The 14907-nt window shown below is 69.2% G+C and carries 16 protein-coding genes; all 16 read left to right on the top strand.

The features are described 5' to 3' along the window. The first annotated feature begins 13 nt into the window (after positions 1–13). On the top strand, positions 14–958 hold the full coding sequence (gene fmt / locus K8P10_RS09265) for a methionyl-tRNA formyltransferase (RefSeq protein ID WP_224778646.1): 945 nt from the start codon (positions 14–16) through the stop codon (positions 956–958). Beyond that, positions 955–2418 carry an RsmB/NOP family class I SAM-dependent RNA methyltransferase gene (locus K8P10_RS09260; protein WP_224778645.1) on the top strand — a complete coding sequence of 488 codons (1464 nt, stop codon included), beginning with the start codon at positions 955–957 and terminating at the stop codon, positions 2416–2418. The genes fmt and K8P10_RS09260 overlap by 4 nt, the downstream gene beginning before the upstream one ends. A 67-nt stretch (positions 2419–2485) precedes the next feature. Next, positions 2486–3856, top strand: a complete 1371-nt coding sequence (locus tag K8P10_RS09255) for an MFS transporter (protein WP_224778644.1) — start codon at positions 2486–2488, stop codon at positions 3854–3856. A 9-nt stretch (positions 3857–3865) separates the two neighbouring features. Then, on the top strand, positions 3866–4528 hold the full coding sequence (rpe, locus tag K8P10_RS09250) for a ribulose-phosphate 3-epimerase (protein WP_224778643.1): 663 nt from the start codon (positions 3866–3868) through the stop codon (positions 4526–4528). A gap of 49 nt (positions 4529–4577) precedes the next feature. Then, the gene (locus K8P10_RS09245; RefSeq protein ID WP_224778642.1) at positions 4578–4841 is read left to right on the top strand and encodes a phosphoribosyl-ATP diphosphatase; all 264 of its coding nucleotides are present in this window, start codon (positions 4578–4580) and stop codon (positions 4839–4841) included. A gap of 40 nt (positions 4842–4881) precedes the next feature. Continuing rightward, positions 4882–5724, top strand: a complete 843-nt coding sequence (hisG, locus tag K8P10_RS09240) for an ATP phosphoribosyltransferase (RefSeq protein ID WP_224778641.1) — start codon at positions 4882–4884, stop codon at positions 5722–5724. Positions 5725–5737: 13 nt separating this feature from the next. Next, the gene (hisF, locus tag K8P10_RS09235; protein ID WP_224778640.1) at positions 5738–6517 is read left to right on the top strand and encodes an imidazole glycerol phosphate synthase subunit HisF; all 780 of its coding nucleotides are present in this window, start codon (positions 5738–5740) and stop codon (positions 6515–6517) included. Next, positions 6514–6879 (top strand): phosphoribosyl-AMP cyclohydrolase, encoded by a 366-nt coding sequence (hisI, locus tag K8P10_RS09230; RefSeq protein WP_224778639.1) that lies wholly within the window; start codon positions 6514–6516, stop codon positions 6877–6879. Before hisF ends, hisI begins: the two co-directional genes overlap by 4 nt. Before the next feature lie 27 nt (positions 6880–6906). Further along, complete coding sequence (locus K8P10_RS09225; RefSeq protein ID WP_224778638.1) at positions 6907–8472, top strand: anthranilate synthase component I; 1566 nt, start codon at positions 6907–6909, stop codon at positions 8470–8472. Beyond that, positions 8473–9123: a Trp biosynthesis-associated membrane protein gene (locus tag K8P10_RS09220; protein ID WP_224778637.1), complete on the top strand. Its 651-nt coding sequence runs from the start codon at positions 8473–8475 to the stop codon at positions 9121–9123. A gap of 78 nt (positions 9124–9201) precedes the next feature. Beyond that, positions 9202–9435, top strand: a complete 234-nt coding sequence (locus K8P10_RS09215; RefSeq protein ID WP_224778636.1) for a DUF6704 family protein — start codon at positions 9202–9204, stop codon at positions 9433–9435. A 1-nt stretch (position 9436) separates the two neighbouring features. Continuing rightward, positions 9437–10207: an indole-3-glycerol phosphate synthase TrpC gene (gene trpC / locus K8P10_RS09210; RefSeq protein WP_224778635.1), complete on the top strand. Its 771-nt coding sequence runs from the start codon at positions 9437–9439 to the stop codon at positions 10205–10207. 50 nt (positions 10208–10257) lie between these two features. Continuing rightward, positions 10258–11496, top strand: coding sequence for a tryptophan synthase subunit beta (trpB, locus tag K8P10_RS09205; RefSeq protein WP_224778634.1), 1239 nt, complete (start codon positions 10258–10260; stop codon positions 11494–11496). After that, positions 11493–12287 carry a tryptophan synthase subunit alpha gene (trpA, locus tag K8P10_RS09200; RefSeq protein WP_224778633.1) on the top strand — a complete coding sequence of 265 codons (795 nt, stop codon included), beginning with the start codon at positions 11493–11495 and terminating at the stop codon, positions 12285–12287. The genes trpB and trpA overlap by 4 nt, the downstream gene beginning before the upstream one ends. 59 nt (positions 12288–12346) lie before the next feature. Next, on the top strand, positions 12347–13375 hold the full coding sequence (gene lgt, locus K8P10_RS09195; protein ID WP_224778632.1) for a prolipoprotein diacylglyceryl transferase: 1029 nt from the start codon (positions 12347–12349) through the stop codon (positions 13373–13375). Further along, positions 13372–14844, top strand: a complete 1473-nt coding sequence (pyk, locus tag K8P10_RS09190; RefSeq protein WP_224778631.1) for a pyruvate kinase — start codon at positions 13372–13374, stop codon at positions 14842–14844. Before lgt ends, pyk begins: the two co-directional genes overlap by 4 nt. The last annotated feature ends 63 nt before the right edge of the window (positions 14845–14907 follow it).

The following is a 14907-nucleotide window of genomic DNA, read 5'->3' as shown; positions in this document are numbered from 1 at the left end:
CGAGAATGGGAGGATGCGCATCGTCTTCGCCGGCACTCCCGACCTCGCGGCCCCCAGTCTCACAGCGCTCGCTGACGCGGGTCACGAGATCGTCGGGGTGATCACGCGCGCGGACGCGCCGGTCGGGCGCAAGCGTGTCCTCACGCCATCGCCCGTCGCCGAACTCGCCGAGCATCTCGGCATTCCGGTGCACCGTTCGAATCGGCTCGACGACGAGACCGTCGCCTGGGTGCGCGACCTGGCGCCAGACCTCGGCGTCATCGTCGCCTACGGCGGGCTGCTCCGGGAGCCGCTGCTCTCCGCGCCAGCGCAGGGCTGGATCAACCTGCACTTCTCCGATCTGCCGCGGTGGCGCGGCGCGGCGCCCGTGCAGCGCGCACTGATGGCGGGGGAGCGGCGCCTGGGCGTCTCCGTCTTCCGTCTCGTCGAAGCACTCGACGCCGGTGACGTCCTGGCGCGCGATGACGAGGACTTCCCTCCGGGCACCTCGGCGGGCGAGGCGCTCTCGGCGCTCGCTGTGTCGGGGGCGCAGACGCTCGTGCGCGCCGTCGCCGGCCTCGCCGACGGGTCGCTCACCGGCGAACCCCAGAGCGGCGAAGCCACACACGCGGCGAAGCTCAGCCGCATCGATGGACGCCTCGACCTGACGCGGTCAGTTGATGCGGTGCTCGCTCAATGGGCCGGAGTCACACCGGAACCCGGAGCGTACGTGGAGTGCGATGGGCAGCCGTTGAAGCTCCACGAGATCCGTACCGTCGAGGGAACGCCAGGGCCGCCCGATCCGGCGTCCGGGAATGGATCCGATACCGCGGTCATGGCGGTCATCGCTGGCAAGCGCGCCCTGCTGAGGTTGTCGGACGGCGCGCTCGAACTCGTCAGGGTGCAGCCGGCAGGGAAGGGCGCCATGGATGGTGCCGCCTGGCTCAGGGGACGCGGCGGCAGCGCGGTGATCTCGTGAGGCCCAGGGAGGCGGAGCGACGCCAGCGTAACGGCGGTCGCGGTCCGCGACCGCAGGGCAGGGTCTCCGCTGCCCGCCTCGTCGCGTACGACGTGCTGCGCGACGTCGATGATCGAGACGCCTATGCGAACCTGGCGCTTCCCGCTCGCATCAGGGAAGCGGGACTCGACACGCGAGACGCCGGACTCGCGACGGAGCTCGCCGCCGGCGCCCTCCGCGGTCGCGGCCGGTACGACCGCATCATCGAGCTCGCATCGAATCGCGCCATCGATCGGATCGACTCGCGCACGCGCAACGTGCTGCGCCTCGGTGCGCATCAGCTGCTTGCCACGCGCGTGGCCCCGCACGCCGCCGTCCACGAGAGCGTCGAGCTGCAGCGGCGCGTGGCGGGCGCTCAGGCCACCGGTTTCGTGAACGGCGTGCTTCGCGCCATCGGTCGTGAGGACGCCGCGGCGTGGGACGAGCGGATCGTCGCGAGTGCTCCGTCCGCGGACGCGGCGCTCGCCGACCGGACCTCCCACCCCGCCTGGATCGTTCGCGCCCTGCGCGACGCGCTCCGAGCCGAGGGACGCGCGGACGAGCTCGAGGCGCTGCTGGAAGCCGATAACCGAGCGCCGGCCGTGCAGGTTGCCCTGCTCCCCGGGCACGGTCTCGACGACGCGATGCTCCAGGACGCCGTCGAACGCGAGGCGATCACGGTCGGTGGCCCCTCGCCCATCGGGGCGGCGCTCGCAGCGGGCGATCCCGCGCGGGTCATCGCCGAGCTCGGCGCTGTTCCGGGCACGGTGCGCGTGCAGGACCAGGGCTCGCAACTGGCCGCCCTCGCGCTCACCCGAGCCAGGCCGGTCCGAGCTGGGGAGCGGTGGATGGACGTGTGCGCCGGCCCGGGAGGGAAGACCGCGGTGCTCGCGGCCGAAGCGGCTCTCACCGGAGCGTCGGTCAGGGCCAACGAGGTGTCCGAGCACCGGACCGACCTCGTCTCCGCTGCCGTCGAGCCGTTCGATGTCGCGCTCGTCACCCACGACGGTCGCGACGACGCCGCATACGGCGGCACCGCGGAGTCCGGTGCGGTGTTCGACCGGATCCTCGTCGATGCGCCGTGCTCCGGTCTGGGAGCCCTGCGTCGCCGCCCCGAAGCGCGGTGGCGGAAAGCGCCTGGGGAGATCCCCGAGCTGACCCGTCTGCAGGAGGAGTTGCTCGCCGCCGCTGCCGATCACCTCGCGCCTGGCGGACTCCTCGCATACGTGACCTGTTCACCGCACGTGGCGGAGACGAGGGGGGTGCTGAACCGGATTCTGCGCGCGCGCCCCGAGCTCACCGAAATCGATGCGCACGCCGTGCTCGACGACATCTCCAGTGAGCCGCTCGACCTCGGGGCGTCGGGGCCGAGCGCGCAGCTGTGGCCGCACCGGAACGGCACCGACGCCATGTTCGTGGCACTTATCCAGCGCGTGGACTGATTCGCTGCCAGGGGGCGGAGATCTCCGCCCCCTGTCCAATGTCGGTGGGGGCGTCTATTCTGTGCCCATGGACGCAGGAGACCAGTCGAACGGGCGGAGCAGCGGCATGCGCACGTTCCTGCACCTGGCCGTGAACACCGCCGTCGCGAACCTGACCTCCAACTTCATGTGGTTCGCGCTCACGTTCTGGGTGTATCTCGAGACGCAGAGCATCCTCGCCACCGGCATCCTCGGCGGCGGGTACATGATGATCATCGCGCTCAGCTCGATGCTGTTCGGCAGCATCGTCGACCGCCACCGCAAGCTGATCGCGATGCGAGCGTCCGCGTGGGCATCGCTCCTCGCCTTTCTGGTCGCCTGCACCATCTTCTTCACGGTTCCCGCCGATGCGCTGCTCGCTCTGAACGGGCCGTGGTTCTGGGTGTTCACCCTCGTCATCCTCATCGGCTGCGTCGTCGAGATGCTGCGCAACCTCGCGCTCTCGACCACCGTGACGCTGCTCGTCCCGCCCGAACGGCACGCCAACGCCAACGGCCTGGTCGGCACGGTGCAGGGCATCGCGTTCATCGCGACCAGCGTGTTCAGCGGACTCTCGATCGGCCAGCTCGGCATGGCCTGGACCATGATCATCGCAACGGTGTGCACCGCACTGCCGCTCGTCCACCTGCACCTCATCCGGGTCCCCGAACCCGAGATCCAGGCGGACCCCGAACGGCGGGCCGTCGACTTCCGCGGCGGCTTCCTCGCGGCCCTCGCCGTGCCAGGGCTGCTGGCGCTCATCGTGTTCACGACCTTCAACAACCTCACCGGCGGCGTCTTCATGGCCCTCCTCGATCCCTATGGCCTGACGATCTTCTCCGTCGAAGCGTGGGGCATCTTCTTCGGCCTCGCCTCCATCGGATTCGTCGTCGGCGGAGCGGTCGTCGCCAAGTTCGGGCTCGGCAGAAATCCGATCCGCACCATGCTCATCCTCGTCGCCGCGACCGGGGTGATCGGCAGCGTGTTCACCATCCGCGACGCCGGCTGGCTCTTCATCGCGGGTCTCGCTCTGTTCATGATGATCATGCCCGCGATCGAAGCGGCCGAGCAGACCGTCATCCAGCGGGTGGTCCCGTACGAACGCCAGGGGCGGGTCTTCGGGTTCGCGATGACGTTCGAAGCAGCGATGGCTCCCATCGCATCCTTCATCATCGCCCCCATCGCGGAGTTCGGAGTGGTGCCGTACATGGAGACACCGGCAGGGCGCGACCGCTGGGCGCTGCTGCTCGGCGAGGGCGACGCTCGCGGCATCGCCCTCATCTTCTTCTTCACCGGGATCGTCTCGATTGCGCTCGCCGCGGGCGCCTCCCTCACGCAGGCCTATCGCCGCGTGTCGCGCAGCTTCCTGACGAGCACGCCGTCGCAGCCGATTGCCGAGGCTGATCCGGAGCCTCGGTAGACTGCAGGGGTGACCGCACCGCGCATCAACCCGAGCATCCTCTCCGCCGATTTCGTGAATCTCGAGTCCGAGCTCGCGCGCATCGCCACGGCTGACCTCGTGCACGTCGACGTAATGGACAATCACTTCGTCCCGAACCTCACGATCGGGCCGCCCGTCGTGGAGCGGATCCAGCAGGTATCGCCGATCCCGCTCGATGTGCATCTGATGATCACCGACGCCGATGCGCACGCTCCGGCCTATGCCGAGCTCGGCGCGTACTCGGTGACGTTCCACGCCGAAGCGGCGGAGCATCCGGTCGAGCTCGCGCGGCGCCTGCGCGACATCGGAGCGCGCGCGGGCATCGCGCTCAAGCCCGGCACCGACGTCGCACCGTATCTGGAGCTGCTGCACGAGTTCGACCAGGTGCTCGTCATGACGGTCGAACCGGGCTTCGGCGGGCAGTCGTTCATGCCGGAGACCATGCCGAAGCTGCGTGCGCTGCGCGAGGCTCGGGAGCGCCTCGGACTCGACGTGTGGCTGCAGGTGGACGGGGGCGTCTCAGTGCAGACGATCGGCATCGCGGCAGAGGCAGGGGCTGACACCTTCGTCGCAGGATCCGCCGTGTACGGGGGCGTTCCCGAGGACCGCATCGCCGAACTCCGCGCGGCCGCGCGCGATCACTCGCACTGATTCGCTCTGAGCGGCATCCCGGTGTGCCCGGGCACGGTACGCTGGTGTGGTGAAAACCTTCGAAGACCTCTTTGCCGAACTCGCCGAGAAGGCTGCGACGCGCCCCGAGGGCAGCGGAACGGTCGCCCAGCTCGACGCTGGCGTGCACGCGATCGGCAAGAAGGTCGTGGAAGAGGCCGCCGAGGTCTGGATGGCCGCCGAGTACGAGTCGGATGAGGCGTGCGCCGAGGAGATCAGTCAGCTGCTCTACCATCTGCAGGTGCTGATGCTCGCGAAGGGTATGTCCCTCGCCGACGTGTATCGGCACCTGTAACCCGCCTCCCTCCCACTCGCACCAACACGAAGGACCATCCATGCTCCGCATCGCGGTTCCGAACAAGGGCTCCCTCTCCGAGGTCGCCTCTCAGATGCTCGCCGAGGCCGGGTACTCCGGCAGACGAGACAGTCGCCAGCTCGTTCACACCGATGCCAGGAACGGCGTCGAGTTCTTCTACCTCCGCCCCCGTGACATCGCCACGTACGTCGGTTCCGGCGCGCTCGATGTCGGGATCACGGGCCGTGATCTGCTGCTCGATTCGGGATCTTCGGCCCAGGAGATCGACCACCTCGACTTCGGTGACTCGACGTTCCGCTTCGCCGCTCCTGCCGGGGGCGAGATCTCGGAGATCGCGCAGCTCGCGGGCCGGCGCGTGGCGACGAGCTACCCCCGTCTCGTCGACGACTTCCTGCAGACGCGAGGCGTCACCGCCGAGCTCGTCAAGCTCGATGGCGCCGTCGAATCGTCTGTTCGGCTCGGTGTCGCCGATGCGGTCGCCGACGTGGTCTCGACGGGTGCGACGCTCCGCGCCGCCGGCCTCGAGATCTTCGGTCCCGTGATCCTCGAGTCGACGGCAGTCCTCATCTCGGGGGAGCAGCGGCACCCGGGCATCGACCGGTTGCTCCGCCGGCTGCGGGGCGTGCTCGTCGCCCGCAAGTTCGTGATGGTCGAGTACGATCTTCCGGCCGATCAGCTGGAGGCCGCAGCCGAGGTGGCAGGCGGCGTCGAGTCGCCCACCGTCTCTCCGCTGAAGGACGAGTCCTGGGTGGCAGTTCGCGTCATGATTCCGGCGGACGCGGCGAACGACGTGATGGACCGCCTGTACGAGCTCGGTGCGCGCGCCATCCTCGTCACGGCGATCCACGCCGCGCGACTCTGATCAGGAGGGCATCATGAGCGTCAGCGTTCGCGTCATCCCCTGTCTCGATGTCGCCGCGGGTCGCGTGGTCAAGGGCGTCAATTTTCTGAACCTCCGCGACGCGGGGGACCCCGTGGAGCTCGCCGCGCGCTACGCCGAGCAGGGAGCCGACGAACTCACCTTTCTCGACGTGACCGCGACGGTCGACGATCGCAGCACGACCCACGACGTGGTGCGTCGCACGGCCGAGCAGGTATTCATCCCCCTCACCGTCGGAGGTGGTGTGCGGAGCGCCGACGACGTCGCCCGGCTGCTCGAGGTCGGTGCCGACAAGGTCGGCGTGAACAGCGCCGCGATCGCCCGTCCGGCGGTCATCGATGAGATCGCCGACCGGTTCGGCGAGCAGGTGCTCGTGCTGTCACTCGACGTCCGTCGCAGCGATCGCATGCCCAGCGGGTTCGTCGTCACGACGCACGGCGGCAAGCGCGAGACCGATCTCGATGCGCTCGCCTGGTGCCGCGAAGCGGTCGAGCGCGGCGTCGGTGAGCTGCTCGTGAACTCGATGGACGCCGACGGCACGCTCGCCGGGTTCGACCTTGAGCTGACGCGTGCCGTCCGTGAGTTGTCGACGGTGCCCGTGATCGCCTCGGGCGGTGCGGGTGAGCTCGGGCACTTCGCCCCGGCCATCGAGGCGGGCGCCGATGCCGTGCTCGCTGCCTCCGTCTTCCACGATGGCACCTTCACGATTGACGAGGTCAAGCGAGCGCTCGCGGATGCGGGTCACACCGTGCGCATGCCCGAGGTGGACGCATGACCCCGCGCGACGCCGTACCCGATGCGCTCGTCTTCGGCGCGGACGGCCTGCTGCCCGTGGTGGTGCAGGACGACGAGACGGGCGACGTGCTCATGCTCGCCTGGATGGACCGCGAGGCCGTCCGCCGTACGCTCACGACGGGACGCGTGACGTACTGGTCGCGGTCGCGGCAGGAGTACTGGCGGAAGGGCGACACCTCGGGGCACCGACAGTACGTGCGCAGCGTCGCGGCTGACTGCGATGCCGACACGCTTCTGGTGCGCGTGATCCAGGTGGGCGCGGCCTGTCACACCGGTACGCGCACGTGCTTCGACGGCCGCGAGATCGCCGCTCTGGTGGGGGATCCCGACGCTGCGGAGTGACCGACGCCGTCGCGGTAGGCTGTTCGGGTGACCCTCACCACGACCCGCGCCCAGTTCGCCGCGGCCCGCTCCACCCACGCCGTGATCCCGGTCTGCCGGGAGATCTTCGCCGATGCCGACACTCCCGTCGGCATCTACCGGAAGGTCGCCGCGTCCCGTCCAGGCACGTTCCTGCTCGAGTCGGCGGAGCAGGGGGGCGTGTGGACGCGCTTCAGCTTCGTCGGCGCCGGGTCGTTCGGCGTGCTCGGCGAGCGGGGCGGACGGGCGCACTGGACGAGCGATCCTGACGGCGGCATCGATGAGGATCGGCTGCTGTCGGGCGGGGTCTCTGGCATGCAGCCCGTCGAAGCCCTCCGAGCGGTCGTCGAGCGGTGGCAGTCCCCAGGGGTGCCGGGGCTGCCGCCGCTCGCCAGCGGTCTGGTCGGGTATCTCGGCTGGGAGACCGTCCGGCAGTTCGAGCAGCTCGAGCACCCGCCGAAGGGCGACTCGGGTCTGCCGACGCAGGGACTCAGCTTCGTCTCCGAACTCGTCGTCATCGATCACCGCGAGGGGAGCGTCGTCCTCCTCGCGAACGTGCTGAACGATGCCGGCATCGGGGAGACCGAGGCCGACACCGAATCGGCGTGGACGGACGCCCAGACGCGGCTCGATGCGCTCCAGTCGGCACTTGCCGCGCCCGCAGCATCGCCCCTCGGCACGCTAGACCGCCAGGCGCAGGCGGATCCGCGACGGCTCACGACCGAGGCTGAGTACTTCGCCAAGGTGGAGCGCGCGAAGGAGCACATCGTCGACGGAGACATCTTCCAGGTCGTCATCTCCCAGCGGTTCGACCAGGAGTGCACGGCCGATCCGCTCGACGTGTACCGCGTGCTGCGCCACCTGAACCCGAGCCCGTATCTCTACCTGCTGCACCTCGAAGACGCCGACGGGCGCCCATTCGCGGTGGTCGGGTCGAGCCCCGAGGCGCTGGTCACGGTGCAGGAGAGCGGGCACGTGATGACCCATCCGATCGCCGGATCGCGCCCCCGCGGTGCGACGGTGGAGGAGGATCAGCAGTTCGAGCGCGACCTCCTGGCGGATGAGAAGGAGCGCGCCGAGCACCTCATGCTCGTCGATCTCGCACGCAACGACATGCTTCGCGTGTGCGAGCCTGCCTCGGTGGAGGTCACGGAGTTCATGCGGATCGAGCGATTCAGCCACATCATGCACATCGTCTCCACCGTCGAGGGGCGGATGGCCGAGGGGGCGAACGCGGTCGACGCCCTGCGCGCCACGTTCCCCGCCGGAACGCTCTCGGGAGCGCCCAAGCCGTGGGCTCTGCGCATCATCGACGAGCTGGAGCCGGTCCGACGCGGAGTGTACGGCGGCGTCGTCGGCTACTTCGGCCTCGGGGGAGCCGCGGATCTCGCGATCGCGATCCGCACCGCGACCATCAAGGACGGCGTGGCGATGGTGCAGGCAGGCGGCGGCCTCGTGGCCGACTCGGTTCCCCGGCTCGAGGAGGAAGAATCCCGGAACAAGGCCGCCGCTCCGCTCCGGGCCGTCGCGATCGCGAACTCGCTCCAGCGTCTCACCGCCGGAGAGGGGGCGTAGATGCTGCGTAAGCGCACACTCGTCCTCCTCCTGCTCGCCGGGGCGGCGGTGATCCTCGTGGCCTCGACCCAGGTCTGGGCGACCTTCGCCCTCGCCCCCGGCGCCGCAACGGTCACGGAGGTCGCGGTGACCGGGCAGCAAACCACCCCAGCGCTCATGCCGATCGCGATCGCCTTGATCGCCGCCGCCGTCACCCTGTCGATCGCCGGGAAGGTGCTGCGGCCGATCCTCGCGATCGTCACTGCGCTCCTCGGCGGAGGCATCGCGGTGGTCTGCATCGGGCGAGTCTTCGGATCGTCCGCCGACCTGGTGGCGTCGGCGGGGGCGGCGCTCAGCGAGGTGACGGGGCTCGGCGCCTCCGATCACACCGGCATCGTCGTGGAGGCCCATCAGTCGGTGTGGCCGGCCATCGCAGCGGGAGCCGGCATCTGCGTCGCGATCATCGCTGTCATCGTCTGCGTTGTCGGGCGGTCGTGGACCACCGGCGGCAGACGCTACGAGTCCGCTGCCCCGAAGGCGGCCGCCGGCGGCCGTACCGATCGGATCTCGGACTGGGATGCGATCTCCGAGGGCGACGACCCGAGCGACGACCCCGCCGAATCCGGCGGCGAGGCTGAACCTGACCCGGGTGCGGGCGATCCGAAACGATGACACCGCGGTCGGCGGTCGCCGAACCCGCGAAACAGCCGGTAGGCTGGAGGGCGTACGCATCGCTTTCAGAGGAGTTTCATGAGTAACGAGCACGGAGATCCCGGCCACGGCGACTCACCCGCCGCCTGGACCGCCGTCGTCGTGATGTTGATCGGCATCGCAGCGGGCACCGTCTTCTTCTTCCTGCACATGGCCACCATGGTGTGGGTCTGCGCGGGCGTCGTCGTCGTCGGTCTGCTGCTGGGGTGGATTCTCGCCAAGGCCGGTTTCGGCGTGAACGGGCCCCGGTTCACCCCGAAGTCGCACGACTAACGTGCTCGACGAACTACTCGCAGGGTCCCTGGAAGACGCACGGGAGCGCCGCGCGCTGCGGTCGCTCGCCGATGTCGAGGCAGCGGCCCTCGCGCGACCGGCCGCTCTCGACGCGCTGGAGTTCCTCGCGCCGGCCGACCACATCAAGGTCATCGCCGAGGTGAAGCGCGCGAGCCCGTCCCGCGGCGACCTCGCCGACATCCCCGAGCCCCAGGCTCTCGCGGCGCAGTACGAGGCCGGTGGAGCGAGTGCGGTGAGCGTGCTGACGGAGGAGCGCCGCTTCAAGGGGTCGCTCGCCGATCTCGAAGCCGTGCGCAAGGCCATCAGCATCCCGATCCTCCGCAAGGACTTCATCGGCGACGAGTACCAGGTCTTCGAGGCGCGGGCCTCTGGAGCCGACCTCGTGCTGCTGATCGTCGCCGCACTGCCCCAGGACCGCCTGGAGCAGTTGCATGCGCTCATCCGTGAACTCGGCATGACGCCGCTCGTTGAAGCCCACTCGGAAGAGGAGGTCGCGCGGGCCGTCGACCTCGGCGCACAGCTCATCGGCGTCAACGCGCGCGACCTGCGCACGTTCGAACTCGATCGGGAACTGTTCGGCCGCGTCGCCGACCAGATGCCCGCAGGCGTGGTCCGCGTTGCGGAGTCCGCCGTGCTCGACATCTCCGACGTCGAACGCTATCGCGAAGCCGGTGCCGACGCCGTGCTCGTGGGCGAGGCGCTCGTCACGAGCGATCCCATCGCGACCCTCTCGTCGTACTTGAACGTCTGAGACGAGAGACCTCTCACCGACCTCCTGAACCGGAAAGCACAGGGTGCACCATGACTGACCAGACACCGGGGGCGCATCCGCTGCGCTCCGAGGCCGGCCCGTTCTTCGGGGAGTTCGGCGGCAGGTACATGCCGGAGTCGCTCATCGCGGCGCTCGACGAGGTGCAGCGCGCCTATGAGGACGCCCAGCAGGATCCGGAGTTCGCCGCCGAGCTCGCCGAGCTGCACCGCACCTACACCGGTCGCCCCTCCATCATCACGGAGGTGCCCCGATTCGCGGCGCACGGCGGGGGTGCGCGGATCCTCCTGAAGCGCGAGGATCTCAACCACACGGGTTCGCACAAGATCAACAACGTGCTCGGGCAGGCGCTCCTGGTGAAGCGACTGGGCAAGACGCGGCTGATCGCGGAGACGGGTGCCGGCCAGCACGGCGTCGCCACGGCCACCGCGGCAGCGCTGTTCGGCATGGACTGCACCGTCTACATGGGCGAGGTCGACACCGAGCGGCAGGCACTGAACGTCGCCCGAATGCGTCTGCTCGGCGCAGAGGTGATCCCGGTGAAGACGGGCTCGCGCACGCTGAAGGACGCGATCAACGAGGCGTTCCGCGACTGGGTCGCGAACGTCGAGAGCACCCACTATCTCCTCGGCACCGTCAACGGGCCGCACCCGTTCCCGGTGATGGTGCGCGACTTCCACAAGATCATCGGCGAAGAGGCTCGCGAGCAGGTGCTGGAGCTCACCGGCCGGCTCCCCGACGCGGTCGCAGCCTGCGTCGGAGGCGGATCCAACGCGATCGGCATCTTCCACGCCTTCCTGGACGACCCCGAGGTCGCCCTCTACGGGTTCGAGCCCGGAGGGCACGGACTGGCCTCCGGAGAGCACGGTGCGACGATCGGCGCAGGCAGGCCCGGAGTGCTCCACGGCACGCGCACGTACGTGCTCCAGGACGAGGACGGGCAGACGGTGGAGTCGTACTCCATCTCGGCGGGACTCGACTACCCGGGTGTCGGCCCCGAGCACGCGTGGCTCTCCGACATCGGCCGTGCCACGTACGAGTCCGTCACCGATGACGAGGCGATGCAGGCGCTCCGCCTGCTGGCGCGCACCGAGGGCATCATCCCGGCGATCGAGTCGGCGCATGCCCTGGCGGGAGCGTTACGACTCGGCAAGCAGCTGGGGGAGGATGCCGTGATCCTCGTGAACCTCTCAGGGCGCGGCGACAAGGACATGGCGACGGCGGCGAAGTACTTCGAGCTGATCGACGACGAGACGGGAATCGAAGGATGAGCGCACCGCAGTCATCGGTCGCGACGGCGATCCGCCGCGCGCAGGAGGAACGCCGGGGCGCCCTCGTCGGGTACCTGCCCGTCGGGTTCCCAGACCTCGACACGAGCGTCGAGGCGGCGATCGCGATGGCGCGCAGCGGCGCCGACGTGCTCGAGCTCGGCCTGCCGTACTCGGACCCGGTCATGGACGGCGTCGTGATCCAGGAGGCGACTCAGACGGCGCTGGCCGCAGGCTTCCGGGTCTCCCACGTCTTCGAAGCGGTCCGCCGCATCCGCGAAGCCGTCGACGTGCCCGTTCTGGTCATGACTTACTGGAACCCGGTGCTGCAGTACGGTGTCGAACGATTCGCGTCCGAGCTGGCTGCCGCAGGTGGCGCCGGCCTGATCACCCCCGATATCACGCCGGACTCGGCCGATGAGTGGCTGCTCGTCAGTCGTGAGCACGGCCTCGACCGTGTGTTCCTCGCGGCACCGACCTCGAGCGATGAGCGTCTTGAGCTGGTTGCTCGTGCGACGACGGGGTTCGTCTACACCGTCTCGACGATGGGGATCACCGGCGAGCGCACGGAGCTCGACGCCGCCGCGTCGCGGCTGACGGCCCGCCTGCGCGAGCACGGCGCCGATCTGTGCTGCGTCGGTATCGGTATCTCGACGGCTGAGCAGGTCGCCTCCGCCCTCGAGTACGCCGACGGCGCGATCGTCGGGACCGCGTTCGTGCGGGCGCTGCGCGACGGGGGAGTCGACCGTCTGGCAGAGGTCGTCGCGGACGTCGCCCAGGGGACTGCCCGCTAGGATAGGTGCGTCGCCCGGTTCCGATCGGTTCTGGGCGCAGAGTCGCGAAAGAGGAGTGGATGATCCTGCCATTCAGTATCCCGAGCCCCGATCTGCAGTTCATCGAGATCGGACCGGTGAGGATCGCCGTCTACGCGATCTGCATCATCGTCGGCGTGATCGCTGCGGGAATCTGGACCAACCGACGGCTGACCCAGCGCGGTGGGGAGCGGGGCGTCACCCTCGACTTCCTCGTCTGGTCCCTGGTGCTCGGCATCATCGGCGCGCGTTTCTACCACGTCGCGTCGCACTGGGGCGACTACTTCGGTCAGGGCCGCGAGTGGTGGAACCCGTTCGTGCCGAACGCGATCTGGAACATCTGGGACGGCGGCATCGCGATCTTCGGCGCCCTGCTCGGAGGCGCGCTGGGCGTGCTCATCGCGTCGCGCATCACCGGTGTCCGCTTCTGGTCGTTCGCCGATGCGCTGGTACCGGGCCTCCTGCTCGCCCAGGCCTTCGGCCGGCTCGGCAACTGGTTCAACCACGAGCTCTTCGGCGGCCCGACGACGCTCCCGTGGGGGCTGCAGATCGAGCCGGACAACGCGGCCTTCCCGATCGGGTTGCCTCCGGAGACGCTGTTCCACCCGACCTTCCTCTACGAGATCGTCTGGAACCTGCTCGGTATCGTCGTGCTGCTCGCCATCGAGCGGGCGTGGCGTCCGCGATGGGGCCAGTTCTTCGGGCTGTACCTCATCTGGTACGGGCTCGGCCGCAGCGTGATCGAGTCGATGCGGGTGGATCCGAGCCTCATCGTGCTCGGCCTGCGCACCAACGTGCTCACTGCGCTGATCGCGATTCTTCTCGGAGTGATCCTGATCATCGTGCAGCGCCACCGTCACCCCGGTCTGGAGCGCACCGTCTACCTGCCAGGACGCTCGAATCCGCAGGACAGCGTCCTTGCGGAGACGAGTGACCCGGAGGAGTACTACCACGTGCTCGACCACGGCGATGCGCGGGACACCCACGCTGGACCCGACGAGGTCGACGCGGAAGACCGTGAGGATACCGATGACGCGGACATGGAACGCGTCGGAGAGGAACGTCGATGAGGCACGCCAAGATCGTCGCAACCTGGGGGCCGGCCGTAGCGAGCTACGACCACACCCTCGAGCTCATCCGGGCGGGCGTGAACGTCGCCCGGCTCAACATGTCGCACGGAACGTACAACGTGCACGAGGGCGTGTACCGCAACATCCGGCGCGCCGAGACCGAGGTCGGCCGCCCGATCGCGGTCCTCGCCGATCTCCAGGGGCCGAAGATCAGGCTCGCGACGTTCGCGGACGGGCCGCACGACCTCGCCGAGGGCGACGAGTTCGCGATCACGACGCGCGACGTTCCTGGCGACCGCACCATCTGCGGCACGACCTACAAGGGGCTGCCGGGAGACGTCGAGGTCGGTGACCCGCTGCTCATCGACGACGGCAAGGTCGGCCTCCGCGTCGTGAGCGTCACCGAGGACACCGTCCACACGGTGGTCGAAGTCCCCGGCACGGTCTCGAACAACAAGGGGATCAACCTCCCCGGCGTCGCCGTGAGCGTCCCCGCGCTTTCGGAGAAGGACGAGCAGGATCTGCGCTGGGCACTGCAGCTCGGGGCCGACTACATCGCACTCTCGTTCGTCCGCGACGCAGCAGACATCACCCGCGTGCACGAGATCATGGCTGAGGAGGGGCGCAAGCTCCCCGTCATCGCCAAGATCGAGAAGCCGCAGGCCGTCGAGAATCTTGAGGCGATCGTCGACGCGTTCGACGGCATCATGGTCGCCCGCGGCGACCTCGGTGTGGAGATGCCGCTCGAGCGGGTGCCGCTCGTGCAGGCGGAGGCGGTCACGCTTGCGCGGCGCTACGCGAAGCCCGTGATCGTCGCGACTCAGGTCTTCGAGTCGATGATCGACAACCCGAGGCCTACCCGCGCCGAGGCCTCCGACTGCGCCAACGCCGTGCTCGACGGCACGGACGCCGTCATGCTCTCGGGCGAGACGAGCGTCGGCGCGTTCCCCGTCGAGGCGGTCTCCACCATGTCGCGCATCATCGAGACGACCGAGGAGCACGCGCTCGACCGCATCGAGTCGTTCGGTACGCAGCCCCGCACCCAGGGCGGCGCGCTGACCCTCGCGGCATCCGAGGTCGCAGACTTCATCGGAGCGAAGTACATCTGCGTGTTCACCGAGTCGGGTGACACCGTGCGCCGCATGTCGCGTCTGCGCAAGTCGATGCCGATCCTCGGATTCACCCCGAGCCTCGAGACCCGCCGCCGCATGGAACTCACCTGGGGAGCTCGCAGCTTCGAGGTGCCGCGCGTCAACAGCACCGACGAGATGTTCGAGCAGGTCGATCACGTGCTGCTCGGCCACCATCGTGCGGAGATCGGTGAGACGGTGCTCGTAATCGCCGGTTCGCCTCCCGGCGTCGTCGGCACGACCAACACGCTCCGCGTCCACCGGGTCGGTGAGGCCACGGGGCAGCTCCCCGAGGCGCGTCCGCGCAAGCACACGCTCGAGGGCACGATCGGCGACTGACCGCCTGACGCTCTGATCGCTGGTGAAGCGGGTATCGGCTCTGCCGGTACCCGCTTCGTCGTG

This window comes from Leucobacter sp. Psy1, assembly GCF_020096995.1.
Taxonomy (GTDB): Bacteria; Actinomycetota; Actinomycetes; order Actinomycetales; family Microbacteriaceae; genus Leucobacter.
The sequence above is the reverse complement of the archived record's forward strand: the minus strand, read 5'-3'. Positions and strand labels throughout refer to the sequence as shown.

Excerpts from the sequence above, each read along its gene's own strand:
- fmt (WP_224778646.1), top strand. The coding sequence starts at position 14 with ATGCGCATCGTCTTCGCCGGCACTCCCGACCTCGCGGCCCCCAGTCTC.
- K8P10_RS09255 (WP_224778644.1), top strand. The coding sequence starts at position 2,486 with ATGGACGCAGGAGACCAGTCGAACGGGCGGAGCAGCGGCATGCGCACG.
- hisG (WP_224778641.1), top strand. The coding sequence starts at position 4,882 with ATGCTCCGCATCGCGGTTCCGAACAAGGGCTCCCTCTCCGAGGTCGCC.
- hisF (WP_224778640.1), top strand. The coding sequence starts at position 5,738 with ATGAGCGTCAGCGTTCGCGTCATCCCCTGTCTCGATGTCGCCGCGGGT.
- hisI (WP_224778639.1), top strand. The coding sequence starts at position 6,514 with ATGACCCCGCGCGACGCCGTACCCGATGCGCTCGTCTTCGGCGCGGAC.
- K8P10_RS09220 (WP_224778637.1), top strand. The coding sequence starts at position 8,473 with ATGCTGCGTAAGCGCACACTCGTCCTCCTCCTGCTCGCCGGGGCGGCG.
- K8P10_RS09215 (WP_224778636.1), top strand. The coding sequence starts at position 9,202 with ATGAGTAACGAGCACGGAGATCCCGGCCACGGCGACTCACCCGCCGCC.
- trpB (WP_224778634.1), top strand. The coding sequence starts at position 10,258 with ATGACTGACCAGACACCGGGGGCGCATCCGCTGCGCTCCGAGGCCGGC.
- trpA (WP_224778633.1), top strand. The coding sequence starts at position 11,493 with ATGAGCGCACCGCAGTCATCGGTCGCGACGGCGATCCGCCGCGCGCAG.
- lgt (WP_224778632.1), top strand. The coding sequence starts at position 12,347 with ATGATCCTGCCATTCAGTATCCCGAGCCCCGATCTGCAGTTCATCGAG.
- pyk (WP_224778631.1), top strand. The coding sequence starts at position 13,372 with ATGAGGCACGCCAAGATCGTCGCAACCTGGGGGCCGGCCGTAGCGAGC.